Below are 15,890 nucleotides of genomic sequence, written 5' to 3'. Positions count from 1 at the left end.
GGACGCGCAGGGGCGCAATAGTCGTACCGGCGTGGTCCGCCGCGGGCGGCTCGGCCGCATGCCCGCACCCGGTCGCCGCACGCGCACGCTCCGCACGCGCGCGTGCCGTCGGTGATCGCGCCGCGTCTTCCGGGGCTCAAGGGGCTGCCGAGCGCGCTGGGGGGAGAGTCCGGACGGGCGGCGGGATACGGATTTGGGTGAACGGCGGCGGACCGTGTAATGTCTTCATCGCTCGCCCCAATAGCTCAGTCGGCAGAGCGTCTCCATGGTAAGGAGAAGGTCAACGGTTCGATTCCGTTTTGGGGCTCTGATGTGAGAGGTTCCCGCCGCGAGGCGGGGGCTGATCTCATCAAAGCGGTGTAGCTCAGTCGGTAGAGCAAGCGGCTCATAATCGCTGTGTCACCGGTTCAAGTCCGGTCACCGCTACTGACAGTAGCCGATTGCGGGGTCGGTCCTTCGATCGGCTACTCTTTCTTGCGTTAAATCAGTCCACCCGTTCGTCATAGGAGCACTCACGTGGCTGCCACCGACGTCCGCCCGAAGATCACGCTGGCCTGCGTGGAGTGCAAGGAGCGGAACTACATCACCAAGAAGAACCGGCGTAACAACCCGGACCGTCTTGAGATGAAGAAGCACTGCCCGCGTTGCAACGCGCACACCGCGCACCGCGAGACGCGATAAACAGGCTCGTCCGTGAGGCCGTCCCCTTCCGAGGGGGCGGCCTCACAGCGTTTTCCCGGCTCGGCACCCGGCTCGCCGCGGCCACCCGCCGCGCCGCCCCCGTGCGCATTCCGCGGCCGGTTTCCGGCTAATTTGGGGCCAGCACAGCAGACATCAGGAGGTGCCGGGCCATGGCGCTCGACCAGTCCTTCGTGGGACGGACCTATCCGCCCACCGCGCCCTATGAGGTGGGCCGGGAGAAGATCCGCGAGTTCGCCGAGGCGGTGGGCGAGACCAACCCGGTGTACACGGACCCCGAGGCCGCCAAGGCTTTCGGCTACTCCGACGTGATCGCCCCGCCGACCTTCGTGTTCTCCATCACCTTCCGCGCTGCCGGCCAGGTCGTCGAGGACCCGCAGCTGGGGCTGGACTACAGCCGTGTGGTGCACGGTGACCAGAAGTTCGTCTACGCCCGCCCGGTCCGCGCAGGCGACCGGCTCACGGTCACCTCCACGATCGAGGCGATCAAGTCCCTCGCGGGCAACGACATCCTGGACATCCGCGGTGAGGTGCACGACGAGGCCGGCGAGCGCGTCGTGACCGCCTGGACCAAGCTCGTGGCCCGCGCGGCCGAGGAGGCGTGAGGACCCGATGACGGCGAAGATCGCCTACGGCGACGTCGAGGTCGGCACCGAACTGCCGGCGCAGACCTTCCCCGTGACCCGCGCCACGCTCGTGCGCTACGCGGGTGCCTCCGGGGACTTCAACCCGATCCACTGGAACGAGAAGTTCGCCAAGGAGGTGGGCCTGCCGGACGTCATCGCGCACGGCATGTTCACCATGGCCGAGGCGATCCGCGTGGTCACCGACTGGACCGGCGACCCGGGCGCGGTCGTGGAGTACGGCGTCCGCTTCACCAAGCCCGTCGTCGTCCCGAACGACGACCAGGGCGCCCTGATCGAGGTCAGCGCCAAGGTCGCGGCCAAGCTGGACGACAACACCGTACGGGTGGACCTGACGGCGACGAGCGCCGGCCAGAAGGTCCTGGGCATGTCCCGGGCGCTCGTACGGCTTGCCTGACGGCCCGCAGCGGTGCGAGTAAGGGGCGTCCTCCGTTGCGGGGCGCCCCTTACGCATGCCGCCCGCGCTCTACGCATGCCGCCCTCGTGTACGGCCCCGCCACCCACCCTTGACGAAGTTAGTGATTGAGTACTAACTTACCGGCATGCCCAGGATGAGCGCAGAGGAGCGACGCGAGAGCGTCATCCGCGCGGCGACCGCCGAGTTCGCGCGCGGCGGATATCACGGCACCTCCACGGAGGCCATCGCCAAGCGGGTCGGTGTCTCGCAGCCGTATCTCTTCCGGCTCTTCCCGGGCAAGAGGGCGATCTTCCTGGCGGCGGCCGAACGCTGCGTGGAGGACACCATCCGCACCTTCGAGCAGGCTTCGGAGGGGCTGCGCGGCGAAGAGGCCCTGCACGCCATGGCGAACGCGTACACCAAGGTCATCGCGGAGCGGCCCGAGTGGCTGATGATGCAGATGCAGATGTACATCGCCGTGGCCGCCGCGGAGCAGGAGGGCGACCGGGAGTTCGGTGAGAGCGTCCGGGCCGGCTGGATGCGGTTGTGGGACACCGTGCGGCTGGCGCTCGGTGCGGACGTCGACGAGACGACCGCCTTCCTGGCGCACGGCATGCTCATCAACTGCCTGGTGGCCATGGGTTTTCCGCCCGAGCACCGGGTGTGGGAGGGGCTGTATCCGTCGGCCCGGCTCACCGGTCGCCTGGAGGTGTAGGGGCCTGGCCCCGTCGTTCTTGCGGGCACGGGCATGCCCAAGAAAGTTAGTCAGCAATAACTAACTAAGATCCCCTGGGGGAGCGATGGCACAGCAGACAGCAATACCCGGCACCCCGTCCCGCGGGGGCGCCGTATGGGCCCTCGTCATCACGAGCGTCGCCGGATTCATGGCGTCCCTGGACAACCTCGTCGTCACCACCGCCCTGCCGTCCATCCGCAAGGACCTCGGCGGGGCGCTGGACGACCTTGAGTGGACCGTGAGCGCCTACACGCTCACCTTCGCCGTCCTGCTCATGTTCGGCGCCGCGCTCGGCGACCGCTTCGGACGCCGGCGGATGTTCATCGCCGGACTCGCCGTCTTCACCGGCGCCTCCGCCGCCGCGGCCATGGCACCCGGCATCGGCTCCCTGATCGCCGCCCGCGCGGTCCAGGGTGTCGGCGCGGCCGTGATGCTGCCGCTCACGCTGACGCTGCTCACGGCGGCCGTGCCCGCGGCCAGGCGCGGGACGGTGTACGGCATCTGGGGTGCCGTGAACGGCCTGGCCGTCGCCTCCGGGCCGCTGATCGGCGGCAGCCTCACCGAGCACGTCTCCTGGCACTGGATCTTCTGGCTGAACGTCCCGCTGGGCCTCGCCGTGCTGCCGCTCGCCCGGCTGCGTCTCGCCGAGTCCCACGGCACCGGCGCCCGGCTCGACGTTCCCGGCACGCTGCTCGCCAGCGGCGGGCTCTTCGGGATCGTCTACGGCCTGGTCCGCGGCCCCGCCGACGGCTGGAGCGACTGCGTGGTGCTGATCGCGCTCGGCGCGGGCGGGGCACTGCTGGCGGGCTTCGTCGGCTACAGCTCCCGCGCGGCCCACCCGATGCTGCCCATGCGGCTGTTCCGCTCCCGGGCCTTCTCCGGCATCAACGCCGCCAGCCTGCTGATGTTCGTCGGCATGTTCGGCTCGATCTTCCTGCTCAGCCAGTACATGCAGGGCGTCCTCGGCTACTCGCCCACCGAGGCGGGACTGCGGATGCTGCCGTGGACCGGCATGCCCATGCTCGTCGCGCCCGTCGCCGGCCTCCTCTCCGACCGGGTCGGCGGCCGGCCGGTCGTCGCCGCGGGCCTGTTCCTCCAGGCGGCCGGGCTCGGCTACATGGCCTGCGTGGTCACCACGGACGCCTCCTACGCCGTCCAGCTGCCCGCCCTGGTCATCAGCGGCGTCGGCATGGCCCTGTACTTCGCGCCGGCCGCCAGCCTGGTCATGGCCAGCGTCCGCCCGCAGGAGCAGGGGATCGCCTCCGGCGCGAACAACGCGCTGCGCGAGGTGGGCGGCGCGCTCGGCATCGCGGTGATGTCGTCGATCTTCTCCGCGCAGGGCGGCTACGAGTCCGCGCAGAGCTTCGTGGACGGTCTGCGGCCGGCCCTGGTCACCGGCTCGGCGGTGGTCGCCCTCGCCGCGGTCGCGGCCCTGGTGATCCCCGGCCGCCGCAGGGCCGCCACCGCGGTCGGCGAGGCGCCCGCGCCGGTCCTCGAAGCCGCCTCCAGCTGACCCGCCACTCCCGGCTAGGAGCCCACGATGCCCACGCTTCCCTGGACCGTGCCGAACCCCCCGCCGGCCGGCGCCGAGGCGCACGTCTTCGCCTCGCGCTTCGAGACCCGCACCCTGTGGGGCGCCCTCCGCTTCCTCGCCCGCACGCCCGCCGTCTGGCGGCAGGCCGGCCGCGCCCCCGGCGCCTACGGGGCCACCCTCAGGGCGCAGCCCCTGCGGAGGACCTTCTGGACCCTGTCCGCGTGGGAGTCGGCCGCCGCGCTCCAGGAGTTCGCCCGCTCCGGAGCCCACCGGCCGACGTCCCGAGCCCTGGCGGCCCAGATGCGCGACGTCAGGTTCGCCACCTGGCAGGCCCCCACCGACGGACTCCCGGTGAGCTGGGAGGAGGCGACACGACGACTGACGTAGCCGCCACTCAGGACGGCACCGCCACGCGCGCGTGGACCTGGCCTGCGGGCCGCGGGTCCACGCGCGCGTGGCGGTGTCTCAGGGGCCAGGCGCGCAGCAGGCGCGGCCGGGAGGACCCGGCACGCGCGGCACTCCTGCCGGCACGGCCCGCGCCGACGCTCTCGTAGTCTTGGGCCCGTGCAGGTACTCCACGACGCCCCCCTTGCCCCTCTGACCACCTTCCGGCTGGGTGGTCCCGCCACCAGGCTGGTGACCGCCGTCACCGACGCCGAGGTGATCGCGGCCGTCCGCGAGGCCGACGACAGCGGTACCCCGCTGCTGGTCATCGGCGGCGGATCGAACCTGGTCATCGGCGACAAGGGCTTCGACGGCACCGCGCTGCGCATCGCCACGCGCGGGGTCGAACTGCGCGGCACCACCCTGGAGCTGGCGGCCGGCGAGGTGTGGACCGACGCCGTCGCCCGCACGGTCGAGGCCGGGCTGGCCGGGATCGAGTGCCTGGCCGGCATCCCCGGATCCGCGGGCGCCACGCCGATCCAGAACGTGGGCGCCTACGGTCAGGAGGTCTCCTCGACGATCACCGAGGTGATCGCCTACGACCGGCGGGCCGGCGAGACCGTCACGCTGACGAACGAGGAGTGCGCCTTCTCGTACCGCCACAGCCGCTTCAAGGCCGACCCCGAGCGCTACGTGGTGCTCCGGGTCCGCTTCGAGCTGGAGGACGCCGGCGGGCTGTCCGCGCCGGTCAGGTACGCCGAGGCGGCCCGCGCGCTCGGTGTGGGGCCGGGGGACCGGGTGCCGCTGGCCGACGCCAGGGAGACCGTGCTGAAGCTGCGTGCCGGCAAGGGCATGGTCCTGGATCCCGAGGACCACGACACCTGGTCGGCGGGCTCCTTCTTCACCAACCCGATCCTCACCGACGAGCAGTTCGCCGCGTTCCACGCGCGCGTGCGCGCACGGCTGGGCGAGGACGTCGAGCCGCCCGCCTACCCGGCGGGGGAGGGCCGTACCAAGACCTCCGCGGCCTGGCTGATCGACAAGGCCGGCTTCACCAAGGGCTACGGCAGCGGCCCCGCCCGCATCTCCACCAAGCACACCCTCGCGCTCACCAACCGGGGCGGCGCCACCACGGAGGACCTGCTCGCCCTGGCCCGCGAGGTGGTCGCCGGCGTCCGCGAGGCCTTCGGGATCACCCTGGTCAACGAGCCGGTGACCGTGGGCGTCAGCCTCTAGGAGCGGCTCCCGGGGCCTCCCGGGCTCTGGCGGCGTCGGCTCAGTCGGCCACTCCGACGCCCTGCTTCAGGGTCTCCCTCGCGTCGATCATCGACAGCATCGCGTGCGCGACGTCCGCGCGCGCGATGAAGCGGCCCTTGGGCGGGAACCCCCCGACGACGGTGCGGTAGCGGCCGGTGAGCGGCTTGTCCTGGAGCCGGGGCGGCCGTACCGACGTCCAGTCCGTGCCGCTGCGGGCCAGCTCGGCCTCCATCTCGCGCAGGTCGGCGTAGATGTCCTTCAGGACCGCCGACACCAGGGCCCGCACCGCGCGGTCGAGGGGCCCGTCGTCCGCGGGGGCGGGACCGACCGGGGCGGCGCTCACCACGAGCAGCCGGCGTACGCCCTCCGCCTCCATCGCGCCCAGGACCGTACGCGTCAGCCGCGTGGCCACCCCGGCGTCCTTGCGGCTGCGCGCGCCCAGGCCCGACAGGACGGCGTCCCGGCCCCGGACGGCGGGCCGCAGCTCCTCGGGGCTGCTCAGGCCGCTGCGGACGACCTCCAGGCGGTCGTCCGCGACAGGGAGCCGGGCCGGGTCCCGTACGACGGCCGTGACCTCGTGACCCGCGCTCAGGGCCTGGCGGACCAGCTCCCGGCCGATCCCTCCGGTGGCCCCGAAGACAGTGAGCTTCATGGTGGGTGCGACTCCCAGGTCCGCAAGTGGTGGGTGAGTACTTACTCACCCTCTTCGGGATCTAGAGTGGGTAAACACTCACCCACGCGTCAAGCCCCGAACGGAGCCCCATGGAGACGAAGCCGGCGCGTGTCCGCATCCTCGACGCGGCCCACGAGCTGATGCTCACCGTCGGACTCGCCCGCGCCACCACCAAGGAGATCGCCCGCGCGGCCGGCTGCTCCGAAGCGGCCCTCTACAAGTACTTCGACAGCAAGGAAGAGCTGTTCGTACGGGTCCTCAGCGAGCGCCTGCCCCGCCTCACCCCGCTGCTCAGCGGCCTCGCCGCCGAACCGGGCCGGGGCACGCTCGCGGAGAACCTCACCGAGATCGCCCGCCAGGCCGCCCTCTTCTACGAGCAGAGCTTCCCGATCGCCGCGTCCCTCTACGCCGAGACCCAGCTCAAGCGCCGCCACGACGAGGCGCTGCGCGCGATCGGCTCCGGCCCGCACCTGCCCATCCAGGGCCTGGACGCCTACCTCCGCGCCGAACAGGCCGCCGGCCGGGTCCGCGCCGACGCCGACACCTACGCCGCCGCCTCCCTCCTCCTCGGCGCCTGCGCCCAGCGCGCGTTCGCCTACGACGCCACCGAGACCGGCGAACGCCCGCCCGTGGACGAGTTCGCCGCCCGCCTGGCGAACACCCTGGTGGGCGGAATCTCCGTCGCGGACACGCCGGGCGGCCCACGACCCTGACGCCATGAGGCACCGCACCTGCGGCTGAGGCTGCGCGAGTTCCGGCCCCGCACCGGGCCGCACGAGTACCGGATCGTCCAGCCCGGCGCACCCTGCGCCACACCTCGCTGCGCGCCCCCGACCCCGAAGCGACCTGCGGCACGCCACGCACGCACGTACCCTCTTCCTCTTCGGTCACCGGGAGGTGTTCGTCGCGACAGCCGCATGCTTCGCGGACGCGGCCGGCCGGGGGCCGTGTCAAAGCCGCGCCGGTGAGGGGCGCATGGCGTACCCGGGGTCGTTCCTGCCCCTGGCCGACCGGCCCGGCGGCGGGCACCCCGTCGAGGTGACGGTCTGCTTCACGCCCTGTCCGCCGTACGCCCACTTCCGGCCGCCGGGCGCGCCAGCCAGTCGTCCACGCCGGCCAGCAGCCGCGCCTTGACGTCCTCCGGGGCGGCCGAACCGCGCACCGACTGCCGGGCCAGCTCCGCCAGCTCGGCGTCCGTGAAGCCGTGCGCCTCGCGGGCGATCTCGTACTGGGCGGCCAGCCGGGAGCCGAACAGCAGCGGGTCGTCGGCGCCCAGTGCCATCGGGACGCCCGCCTCGAAGAGCGTGCGCAGCGGCACGTCCTCCGGCTTCTCGTACACGCCCAGCGCCACGTTCGACGCCGGGCACACCTCGCAGGTCACGCCCCGGTCGGCCAGCCGCTTCAGCAGCCGGGGGTCCTCGGCCGCCCGCACCCCGTGCCCGATCCGCGTGGCGTCCAGGTCGTCCAGGCAGTCCCGGACCGACGCGGGGCCGGTCAGCTCGCCGCCGTGCGGGGCCGACAGCAGACCGCCCTCCCGCGCGATGTGGAAGGCCCGGTCGAAGTCCCGCGCCATGCCCCGCCGCTCGTCGTTGGAGAGCCCGAAGCCGACCACACCCCGGTCCGCGTACCGCACCGCCAGCCGGGCCAGCGTGCGCGCGTCCAGCGGGTGCTTCATCCGGTTCGCCGCCACCAGCACCCGCATGCCGAGCCCGGTCTCCCGCGAGGTCGTGTCCACCGCGTCCAGGATGACCTCCAGGGCCGGGATCAGACCGCCCAGCCGGGGCGCGTACGACGTCGGGTCCACCTGGATCTCCAGCCAGCCCGAGCCGTCCCTCAGGTCCTCCTCGGCGGCTTCCCGGACCAGGCGCTGGATGTCCTCCGGCTCGCGCAGACAGGAGCGCGCGGCGTCGTACAGCCGCTGGAAACGGAACCAGCCCCGCTCGTCCGTGGCCCGCAGTCTCGGCGGTTCCCCGCTGGTCAGCGCCTCCGTCAGCGCGTCGGGCAGCCGGACGCCGTACTTGTCGGCCAGTTCCAGGACGGTGCCCGGTCGCATCGAGCCGGTGAAGTGCAGGTGCAGATGGGCTTTCGGCAGCTCAGAGACATCACGTACACGCTCCATTCCCAGATCCTGCCGTACGTCCCCGCCGTCCCGGTAGCCGTTTCCCCGTACGTGGCCTTGCTCGCACAGACGAACAGGGGCACCTACGGAGGTCCGTAGGTGCCCCTGTCCAGAAATGGACGACTCAGTCCCTGGCCTCGGCGAGCAGCTTCTGGATGCGGCTCACGCCCTCGACCAGGTCCTCGTCACCGAGCGCGTACGACAGCCGCAGATAGCCCGGCGTGCCGAAGGCCTCGCCCGGGACGACCGCGACCTCGGCCTCCTCCAGGATCAGCGCGGCCAGCTCGACGGTGTTCTGCGGACGCTTGCCGCGGATCTCCCTGCCGAGCAGCGCCTTCACCGACGGGTAGGCGTAGAAGGCGCCCTCGGGCTCCGGGCAGACCACGCCGTCGATCTCGTTGAGCATCCGCACGATGGTCCTGCGGCGCCGGTCGAAGGCCTCGCGCATCTTCGCCACGGCGTCGAGGTCGCCGGAGACGGCGGCCAGCGCGGCCACCTGGGCGACGTTGGAGACGTTGGAGGTGGCGTGCGACTGGAGGTTCGTCGCGGCCTTCACCACGTCCTTGGGGCCGATGACCCAGCCCACGCGCCAGCCGGTCATGGCGTACGTCTTCGCCACACCGTTGACCACGATGCACTTGTCGCGCAGCTCGGGGAAGAGCCCCGGCAGGGACACGGCGGCCGCCTCGCCGTAGACCAGGTGCTCGTAGATCTCGTCGGTGAGCACCCACAGGCCGTGCTCGACGGCCCAGCGGCCGATCGCCTCGGTCTCGGACTCGGAGTACACCGCGCCGGTCGGGTTGGACGGGGAGACGAAGAGCACCACCTTCGTCTTCTCCGTGCGCGCCGCCTCCAGCTGCTCGACCGAGACCCGGTAGCCGGAGGTCTCGTCGGCGACGACCTCGACCGGGACACCGCCGGCCAGGCGGATCGACTCCGGGTAGGTCGTCCAGTACGGCGCGGGGACGATGACCTCGTCGCCCGGGTCGAGGATCGCGGCGAACGCCTCGTAGATGGCCTGCTTGCCACCGTTGGTGACCAGGATCTGCGAGACGTCGGGCTCCCAGCCGGAGTCGCGCAGCGTCTTCGCCGCGATGGCGGCCTTCAGCTCGGGCAGGCCGCCGGCCGGGGTGTAGCGGTGGTACTTGGGGTTCTTGCAGGCCTCGACGGCCGCCTCGACGATGTAGTCCGGGGTCGGGAAGTCGGGCTCACCGGCGCCGAAGCCGATCACCGGACGCCCGGCGGCCTTCAGGGCCTTGGCCTTGGCGTCCACGGCGAGGGTGGCGGACTCGGAGATCGCGCCGACTCGGGCGGAGACCCGGCGCTCGGTGGGAGGGATTGCAGCGCTCATGCGGCCCATCGTTCCAGACCGGAAATGACCCCGGCACACGGGTTTCACAGACTGAACAGGAAGGGTCGAGGCGTGAACACGGGTCCGAATCCGGGCCCCGGCCAGGACGATCTTTGGTCACGCCGCCCCGGACGGGCACTTTCTGTTCGACGCCGCGCCCCGGACCACGTACACTCTCACCTCGTTGGCCTTCAGCAGCCGCCGCCGAGCCGGTGCACAACGGGCACCCGGTCGGATGCGGTACGTTGGGGGACACACAAAGGGTCGTAGCTCAATTGGTAGAGCACCGGTCTCCAAAACCGGCGGTTGGGGGTTCAAGTCCCTCCGGCCCTGCTACACACACCGCCAGGATGTGTGCGCATGTACGTACAGCATTGCACCGCCGTGCGGCTCAGAAACCGGGCGCGGCACGGCCACGACCCGGGATCAGGTGAGGACAATGACGGACGCCGTGGGCTCCATCGACACGCCTGACGCCCAGGACGAGGTGTCCGAGTCCAAGAAGAGGGCTCGCAAGGGCGGCAAGCGCGCCAAGAAGGGCCCGCTCAAGCGTCTGGCCACCTTCTACCGCCAGATCATCGCGGAACTCCGCAAGGTCGTCTGGCCCTCGCGCAACCAGCTGACCTCGTACACCACCGTGGTGATCTTCTTCGTCGCCATCATGATCGCCCTGGTGACCGTGATTGACTATGGGCTCAACCACGCGGCCAAGTACGTCTTCGGCTGAGCCAAGAGCGAAGGGCGCCGTGGTACCGGCGCCCGTTTTCGCATGTTCCACCCCTATGTATCCAGGAAGAAGCAGCCATCGTGTCTGACCCGAACCTGAACGACGACGCCACCGAGCCCCGAGGGCTGGCTGCCGAGACGGTGGACGACGAGCTCGACATCGTCGAGGGCGCGGACGAGCAGGACGAGTTCGAGGCTGCCGAGGCCGAGGCGGGTGAGCCGGCCGAGGAGGCCGCCCTGCACGCCGAGGACGAGGACGAAGAGGCCGAGGCCGACGAGGAGGCCGCCGTCGCGGAGGCCGCCGAGGAAGAGCCCGCCGCTCCGGTGGACCCGGTCGAGGCCCTGCGCGAGGAACTGCGCACCCTGCCCGGCGAGTGGTACGTCATCCACACCTACGCCGGCTACGAGAACCGCGTGAAGACCAACCTGGAGCAGCGCGCCGTCTCGCTGAACGTCGAGGACTACATCTTCCAGGCCGAGGTGCCGCAGGAAGAGGTCGTCCAGATCAAGAACGGCGACCGCAAGACCATCAAGCAGAACAAGCTGCCGGGTTACGTCCTGGTCCGCATGGACCTGACCAACGAGTCCTGGGGCGTCGTCCGCAACACCCCGGGCGTCACCGGCTTCGTCGGCAACGCCTACGACCCGTACCCCCTGACCCTGGACGAGATCGTCAAGATGCTCGCCCCGGAGGCCGAGGAGAAGGCCGCCCGCGAGGCCGCCGAGGCCGAGGGCAAGCCCGCCCCGCAGCGCAAGGTCGAGGTCCAGGTGCTGGACTTCGAGGTCGGCGACTCGGTCACCGTCACCGACGGCCCGTTCGCCACCCTCCAGGCGACGATCAACGAGATCAACCCCGACTCGAAGAAGGTCAAGGGCCTGGTGGAGATCTTCGGCCGCGAGACGCCGGTCGAGCTCTCCTTCGACCAGATCCAGAAGAACTAGTTCTTTTCTGGACGTACCGCTTCCGTGCAGGTCAGGAGGGCTGGTTCAGCCCTCCTGACCTGCACGGTTTTTGGCCGCGCATCTATACCCGTTATCGTTGTGCGGTATGCCTGCATCCGGGTGGTCCCCGGAAGCGGGCAGGACCCGAACCGAAAGGACCCGGAGAGCTATGCCTCCCAAGAAGAAGAAGGTCACGGGGCTCATCAAGCTCCAGATCCAGGCCGGCGCCGCCAACCCGGCCCCGCCGGTCGGCCCGGCGCTGGGTCAGCACGGCGTCAACATCATGGAGTTCTGCAAGGCCTACAACGCCGCGACCGAGTCGCAGCGCGGTTGGGTCATCCCGGTGGAGATCACGGTCTACGAGGACCGCTCCTTCACCTTCATCACCAAGACGCCGCCGGCCGCGAAGATGATCCTCAAGGCCGCGGGCATCGAGAAGGGCTCCGGCGAGCCGCACAAGACCAAGGTCGCCAAGATCACCGAGGCGCAGGTCCGCGAGATCGCCCAGACCAAGATGCCCGACCTGAACGCGAACGACCTGGACGCCGCCGCGAAGATCATCGCCGGTACCGCGCGTTCCATGGGCGTCACGGTCGAGGGCTGACCCCCACCCCCCAAGCAGTCATGCGGCCGTAGCCGGTCGCACGTGGCAGGGCCTGCTCGGCCCAAGGACCACGACTCCTTCAGAACACACAGGAGCAAGTTGTGAGCAAGCGCAGCAAGGCTCTCCGCGCTGCGGACGCCAAGGTCGACCGGGAGAAGCTGTACGCCCCGCTCGAGGCCGTCCGTCTGGCCAAGGAGACCTCCACGACCAAGTTCGACGCCACCGTCGAGGTCGCCTTCCGTCTGGGTGTCGACCCGCGCAAGGCCGACCAGATGGTCCGTGGCACCGTGAACCTTCCGCACGGCACCGGCAAGACCGCCCGGGTCCTGGTCTTCGCGACCGGTGACCGTGCTGCGGCCGCGGAGGCCGCCGGCGCCGACATCGTCGGCTCCGACGAACTGATCGACGAGGTGGCGAAGGGCCGTCTGGACTTCGACGCCGTCGTCGCCACCCCGGACCTCATGGGCAAGGTCGGCCGCCTCGGCCGCGTCCTCGGCCCGCGTGGTCTGATGCCGAACCCGAAGACCGGCACCGTCACCCCCGACGTCGCCAAGGCCGTCACCGACATCAAGGGCGGCAAGATCGAGTTCCGCGTCGACAAGCACTCGAACCTGCACTTCATCATCGGCAAGGCGTCCTTCGACGACGCCAAGCTGGTGGAGAACTACGGCGCCGCGCTGGAGGAGATCCTCCGTCTGAAGCCGTCCGCCGCCAAGGGTCGCTACATCAAGAAGGCCGCGGTCAGCACCACCATGGGCCCCGGCATCCCGGTCGACCCGAACCGCACCCGCAACCTCCTCGTCGAGGAGGACCCGGCCGCCGTCTGAGCCCCCCGCTCAGCCCGGTAGCCGCGTCAGGTACGCGTGAAGAAAAGGGCGGGCCCTGGAACCTCACAGGTTCCGGGCCCGTCCTTTCTTTGTGCGACCTTTCGCACGACTGTCAGTGGCCTGGCATACGGTGCAGGCACAGGACACGCATTAGGGGTGGGAGTAGATGATGAGCACGACCGTGCGCCGGGCGGCCCTTTGTACAGCGGTGGTGGCCGCGCTGGCCGGAGTGGCCGCGTGCGGCTCCTCCGACTCCGGCAAGGACGGCGGTGACAAGGCGGCCGGCAAGACCGCGACACACGTCAGCCCCATCGCCGCGCTGCGCTCCGCCGAGAAGTCCACCGACAAGGCCGACTCCGCCAAGGTGCGCTCCACCACGTCCATCGGCGACCTCATGTCGATGACCGCGAACGGCGCCCTCACCTGGGGCGACGGCCTCAAGGGCAACCTCACCATCACCTACACCGGCGGCCAGATGGCCGAGCTGATGAAGAAGGCCGGCACGCAGTCGATGGAGGCGCGGTACCTGCCGGACGCCTACTACGCGCACATGAGCGACGCCTACGCCCAGCAGGCGGGCGGCGGCAAGCACTGGATCAAGTACTCCTACGACGACCTCGCCAAGCTCGGCGGCGCGTCCGGCTCCTACATGAAGGACCAGATCCAGAACGCCACGCCGAACCAGTCCGTGAAGATGCTGCTGGCCTCCGGCGACGTCAAGAAGGTCGGCGAGGAGACGGTCTCCGGCGTCCACACCACCCACTACTCCGGCACGCTGAACGTCGCCGACCTCGCCGGCAAGACCAGCGACCTCAGCGCCGAGCAGCTGTCGGCCCTGAAGAAGCAGCTCAGCCAGGCCGGTGTCACCACCGACACCGTCGACATCTGGATCAACGACCAGGATCTGCTGGTCAAGAAGACCGAGAAGGCCGACACGGCCAACGGCGCCATGACCAACACGACCTTCTACACCGACTACGGCGTGAAGGTCACCGCCGAGGCGCCCCCGGCCGGCGACACCAAGGACTTCGCGGACATGCTGAAGTCCGGCGGCACGCTGGCGGGCGGCACCGGCACGAGCTCCTGACCGGCCTGCACCGGCCCTCCGGGCCTTTGACCGGAGAGGGTGGGCGTGCCTGAGTTGGAGGGCCCCTGTCGCGAGGTGGGGCCCTCCTCGCCGGGTGGAGGGGCCGGGATAGAGCGCCCGCCTGTGCCTGACTGCGGGGCCGCGGTGGCCCTGCTGGAGGGCCGCCCTGCCCGGGTGGAGGACCACCCAGCCCCGGTGGAAGCGCTCGGGCTGCCCCTCCCGAAGGGCTCGCTTTGCCCCGCCCCGCCCCGTCGTAAACGGTCGATTTGCTCGGGGGCGGCCCCGTCCCGTATTCTCTTCCAGAAGCCAAAGACCGCTGGTCGTTGCCGCGCGCTCGAACGAGGGTGCGGTGGCCGAAGGATCCGCTGAAAAGTGGGCGACCCGCGCAGGTGACTGTGGAAGAACTCCCGGAGTGCGCGCGCCGAGCGCGTGTGCGGCCGGTCGAGTCCGCCCCGTGCGCCTGCGCCGGGGCGTTTCGTTTTCCCCAGTCCTCCTTCGGGTCCGCGCGGTCCGAATCACCCGGAAGGAGGCCGAGGCTCTATGGCGAGGCCCGACAAGGCTGCCGCGGTTGCGGAGCTGACGGACAAGTTCCGCAGCTCCAACGCCGCCGTGCTGACCGAGTACCGCGGTCTCACCGTGGCGCAGCTCAAGACGCTGCGCCGGTCGCTCGGTGAGAACGCCCAGTACGCCGTGGTGAAGAACACGCTGACCAAGATTGCGGCCAAGGAGGCCGGGATCACGCTGGAGGACCAGCTCTTCGCTGGCCCGACGGCCGTCGCCTTCGTCACCGGTGACCCGGTGGAGTCGGCGAAGGGTCTGCGTGACTTCGCCAAGGACAACCCCAATCTCGTCATCAAGGGCGGTGTCCTTGACGGCAAGGCGCTGTCCGCCGACGAGATCAAGAAGCTTGCGGACCTCGAGTCCCGCGAGGTTCTGCTCAGCAAGCTGGCCGGTGCCTTCAAGGCGAAGCAGTCCCAGGCTGCCTCCGTCTTCCAGGCGCTGCCGTCGAAGCTCGTCCGCACCGTGGACGCGCTGCGCGCCAAGCAGGCCGAGCAGGGCGGTGCCGAGTAATTCGGCTCGCTTTCTGACCCGCACCAACGGCGCGGGTCGCAGCGGGCCGACGTACGCCCGCCTTATCCAGTACATCCGGCACCTGCCGATTTGAGTGGAAGGACCGCCATCATGGCGAAGCTCACCCAGGACGAGCTGCTTGCCCAGTTCGAGGAGATGACCCTCATCGAGCTCTCCGAGTTCGTGAAGGCCTTCGAGGAGAAGTTCGACGTCACCGCCGCCGCTGCCGCGCCGGTCGTCGTCGCCGGCGGTGCCGCCGGTGGCGCCGAGGCCGCTGCCGAGGAGGAGAAGGACGAGTTCGACGTCATCCTCACCGGCGCCGGCGACAAGAAGATCCAGGTCATCAAGGTCGTGCGTGAGCTGACCTCGCTGGGTCTGAAGGAGGCCAAGGACCTCGTCGACGGCACCCCGAAGCCGGTCCTCGAGAAGGTCAACAAGGAGCAGGCCGACAAGGCCGCCGAGGCCCTCAAGGGCGCCGGCGCGTCCGTCGAGGTCAAGTAAGACCTTCGCGACCGCCGAAACGGCCCTCTAGGGCTGTAACGCGAACGCACCGAAGGGCGATCATCCATCCGGGTGGTCGCCCTTCGGCGTTCCCCGGGGTCCGGCCTGGGCTGCCTTGCACCTCTGTTCGTGAGGGGTAAGGTGATCTTCGTCGTGTCTCCCGATGCTCGGGTTCCGGCAAGGAACCCTTGACGAACCGCACGCAGCGCGCAATTCTCAGGACGCGTCGTCACAAGGATCCGAATCCGAGGCATGGATCGGCGACGAAGAGGGCAGTATCAACGTGCGTTGAGGGCAGGCATGCCGAGGGCGTTGAAGAGGGCGTTGAGGACAACGAG

The 15,890-nt window shown here is 70.3% G+C and carries 18 protein-coding genes and 3 tRNA genes; 18 read left to right on the top strand and 3 right to left on the bottom strand.

All coding sequences use genetic code 11. The annotated features are described in order from the left end of the window. Nucleotides 1–234: 234 nt before the first annotated feature. The 9 genes from ABZV94_RS04055 to ABZV94_RS04015 all read left to right on the top strand — a co-directional run bounded on the left by ABZV94_RS04055 (nt 235) and on the right by ABZV94_RS04015 (nt 5,630). A tRNA-Thr gene (locus ABZV94_RS04055) sits at nt 235–307 on the top strand. Nucleotides 308–353: 46 nt separating this feature from the next. Beyond that, nucleotides 354–426 (top strand) — tRNA-Met (locus ABZV94_RS04050). Between the two features lie 90 nt (nt 427–516). Beyond that, entirely contained in the window at nt 517–681 is a 165-nt protein-coding gene (gene rpmG, locus ABZV94_RS04045; RefSeq protein ID WP_003948671.1) for a 50S ribosomal protein L33, read from the top strand. Nucleotides 682–851: 170 nt separating this feature from the next. Continuing rightward, the gene (locus ABZV94_RS04040) at nt 852–1,304 is read left to right on the top strand and encodes a MaoC family dehydratase N-terminal domain-containing protein (protein WP_356336873.1); all 453 of its coding nucleotides are present in this window, start codon (nt 852–854) and stop codon (nt 1,302–1,304) included. A gap of 7 nt (nt 1,305–1,311) precedes the next feature. After that, nucleotides 1,312–1,740, top strand: coding sequence for a MaoC family dehydratase (locus tag ABZV94_RS04035; protein ID WP_356336871.1), 429 nt, complete (start codon nt 1,312–1,314; stop codon nt 1,738–1,740). Nucleotides 1,741–1,885: 145 nt separating this feature from the next. Further along, nucleotides 1,886–2,455, top strand: a complete 570-nt coding sequence (locus ABZV94_RS04030; RefSeq protein ID WP_356336868.1) for a helix-turn-helix domain-containing protein — start codon at nt 1,886–1,888, stop codon at nt 2,453–2,455. Nucleotides 2,456–2,540: 85 nt separating this feature from the next. Beyond that, nucleotides 2,541–3,989, top strand: coding sequence for an MFS transporter (locus ABZV94_RS04025; RefSeq protein ID WP_356336866.1), 1,449 nt, complete (start codon nt 2,541–2,543; stop codon nt 3,987–3,989). 27 nt (nt 3,990–4,016) lie between these two features. After that, entirely contained in the window at nt 4,017–4,397 is a 381-nt protein-coding gene (locus tag ABZV94_RS04020; protein ID WP_356336864.1) for a DUF3291 domain-containing protein, read from the top strand. Between the two features lie 177 nt (nt 4,398–4,574). Continuing rightward, nucleotides 4,575–5,630 carry a UDP-N-acetylmuramate dehydrogenase gene (locus tag ABZV94_RS04015; protein WP_356336862.1) on the top strand — a complete coding sequence of 352 codons (1,056 nt, stop codon included), beginning with the start codon at nt 4,575–4,577 and terminating at the stop codon, nt 5,628–5,630. 40 nt (nt 5,631–5,670) lie between these two features. Here the strand turns inward: ABZV94_RS04015 and ABZV94_RS04010 are convergent, their stop codons facing one another. Next, nucleotides 5,671–6,303, bottom strand: a complete 633-nt coding sequence (locus ABZV94_RS04010; protein WP_356336860.1) for an NAD(P)H-binding protein — start codon at nt 6,301–6,303, stop codon at nt 5,671–5,673. Nucleotides 6,304–6,413: 110 nt separating this feature from the next. Here ABZV94_RS04010 and ABZV94_RS04005 point away from each other — a divergent pair, with 110 nt between their 5' ends. Further along, on the top strand, nt 6,414–7,037 hold the full coding sequence (locus ABZV94_RS04005) for a helix-turn-helix domain-containing protein (RefSeq protein WP_356336858.1): 624 nt from the start codon (nt 6,414–6,416) through the stop codon (nt 7,035–7,037). Between the two features lie 338 nt (nt 7,038–7,375). On the opposite strand, the gene ABZV94_RS04000 is transcribed toward ABZV94_RS04005, so the two are convergent. Beyond that, on the bottom strand, nt 7,376–8,443 hold the full coding sequence (locus ABZV94_RS04000; RefSeq protein ID WP_356336857.1) for an adenosine deaminase: 1,068 nt from the start codon (nt 8,441–8,443) through the stop codon (nt 7,376–7,378). A gap of 124 nt (nt 8,444–8,567) precedes the next feature. Next, the gene (locus ABZV94_RS03995; protein ID WP_356336856.1) at nt 8,568–9,794 is read right to left on the bottom strand and encodes a pyridoxal phosphate-dependent aminotransferase; all 1,227 of its coding nucleotides are present in this window, start codon (nt 9,792–9,794) and stop codon (nt 8,568–8,570) included. A gap of 260 nt (nt 9,795–10,054) precedes the next feature. Between ABZV94_RS03995 and ABZV94_RS03990 the strand changes: the two genes are divergently transcribed. From ABZV94_RS03990 to rplL, 8 genes are all read left to right on the top strand, one after another. Continuing rightward, nucleotides 10,055–10,127, top strand: a tRNA-Trp gene (locus ABZV94_RS03990). 106 nt (nt 10,128–10,233) lie between these two features. Beyond that, entirely contained in the window at nt 10,234–10,521 is a 288-nt protein-coding gene (secE, locus tag ABZV94_RS03985) for a preprotein translocase subunit SecE (RefSeq protein ID WP_014674349.1), read from the top strand. A gap of 80 nt (nt 10,522–10,601) precedes the next feature. Then, nucleotides 10,602–11,462 (top strand): transcription termination/antitermination protein NusG, encoded by an 861-nt coding sequence (gene nusG, locus ABZV94_RS03980; protein ID WP_132786967.1) that lies wholly within the window; start codon nt 10,602–10,604, stop codon nt 11,460–11,462. Nucleotides 11,463–11,631: 169 nt separating this feature from the next. Then, nucleotides 11,632–12,066, top strand: a complete 435-nt coding sequence (gene rplK / locus ABZV94_RS03975) for a 50S ribosomal protein L11 (RefSeq protein ID WP_030345386.1) — start codon at nt 11,632–11,634, stop codon at nt 12,064–12,066. 101 nt (nt 12,067–12,167) lie between these two features. Beyond that, nucleotides 12,168–12,893, top strand: coding sequence for a 50S ribosomal protein L1 (gene rplA, locus ABZV94_RS03970; RefSeq protein WP_103812786.1), 726 nt, complete (start codon nt 12,168–12,170; stop codon nt 12,891–12,893). A 166-nt stretch (nt 12,894–13,059) separates the two neighbouring features. After that, entirely contained in the window at nt 13,060–13,980 is a 921-nt protein-coding gene (locus ABZV94_RS03965; protein WP_356336852.1) for a hypothetical protein, read from the top strand. A 540-nt stretch (nt 13,981–14,520) separates the two neighbouring features. Next, nucleotides 14,521–15,051 (top strand): 50S ribosomal protein L10, encoded by a 531-nt coding sequence (rplJ, locus tag ABZV94_RS03960; RefSeq protein WP_356336851.1) that lies wholly within the window; start codon nt 14,521–14,523, stop codon nt 15,049–15,051. A 111-nt stretch (nt 15,052–15,162) separates the two neighbouring features. Continuing rightward, nucleotides 15,163–15,552 (top strand): 50S ribosomal protein L7/L12, encoded by a 390-nt coding sequence (gene rplL / locus ABZV94_RS03955; RefSeq protein ID WP_356336849.1) that lies wholly within the window; start codon nt 15,163–15,165, stop codon nt 15,550–15,552. The last annotated feature ends 338 nt before the right edge of the window (nt 15,553–15,890 follow it).

The organism is Streptomyces sp. NPDC004658, assembly GCF_040609555.1.
Taxonomy (GTDB): Bacteria; Actinomycetota; Actinomycetes; order Streptomycetales; family Streptomycetaceae; genus Streptomyces.
Note: the sequence above shows the minus strand (reverse complement) of the source record. Positions and strands in the feature narration are given on the sequence as shown.

Excerpts from the sequence above, each read along its gene's own strand:
- ABZV94_RS04040 (WP_356336873.1), top strand. The coding sequence starts at position 852 with ATGGCGCTCGACCAGTCCTTCGTGGGACGGACCTATCCGCCCACCGCG.
- ABZV94_RS04035 (WP_356336871.1), top strand. The coding sequence starts at position 1,312 with ATGACGGCGAAGATCGCCTACGGCGACGTCGAGGTCGGCACCGAACTG.
- ABZV94_RS04000 (WP_356336857.1), bottom strand. The coding sequence starts at position 8,443 with ATGGAGCGTGTACGTGATGTCTCTGAGCTGCCGAAAGCCCATCTGCAC.
- ABZV94_RS03965 (WP_356336852.1), top strand. The coding sequence starts at position 13,060 with ATGATGAGCACGACCGTGCGCCGGGCGGCCCTTTGTACAGCGGTGGTG.
- ABZV94_RS04010 (WP_356336860.1), bottom strand. The coding sequence starts at position 6,303 with ATGAAGCTCACTGTCTTCGGGGCCACCGGAGGGATCGGCCGGGAGCTG.
- rplJ (WP_356336851.1), top strand. The coding sequence starts at position 14,521 with ATGGCGAGGCCCGACAAGGCTGCCGCGGTTGCGGAGCTGACGGACAAG.
- secE (WP_014674349.1), top strand. The coding sequence starts at position 10,234 with ATGACGGACGCCGTGGGCTCCATCGACACGCCTGACGCCCAGGACGAG.
- ABZV94_RS04030 (WP_356336868.1), top strand. The coding sequence starts at position 1,886 with ATGCCCAGGATGAGCGCAGAGGAGCGACGCGAGAGCGTCATCCGCGCG.
- ABZV94_RS03995 (WP_356336856.1), bottom strand. The coding sequence starts at position 9,794 with ATGAGCGCTGCAATCCCTCCCACCGAGCGCCGGGTCTCCGCCCGAGTC.
- rplK (WP_030345386.1), top strand. The coding sequence starts at position 11,632 with ATGCCTCCCAAGAAGAAGAAGGTCACGGGGCTCATCAAGCTCCAGATC.
- ABZV94_RS04025 (WP_356336866.1), top strand. The coding sequence starts at position 2,541 with ATGGCACAGCAGACAGCAATACCCGGCACCCCGTCCCGCGGGGGCGCC.
- rplL (WP_356336849.1), top strand. The coding sequence starts at position 15,163 with ATGGCGAAGCTCACCCAGGACGAGCTGCTTGCCCAGTTCGAGGAGATG.
- ABZV94_RS04005 (WP_356336858.1), top strand. The coding sequence starts at position 6,414 with ATGGAGACGAAGCCGGCGCGTGTCCGCATCCTCGACGCGGCCCACGAG.
- ABZV94_RS04020 (WP_356336864.1), top strand. The coding sequence starts at position 4,017 with ATGCCCACGCTTCCCTGGACCGTGCCGAACCCCCCGCCGGCCGGCGCC.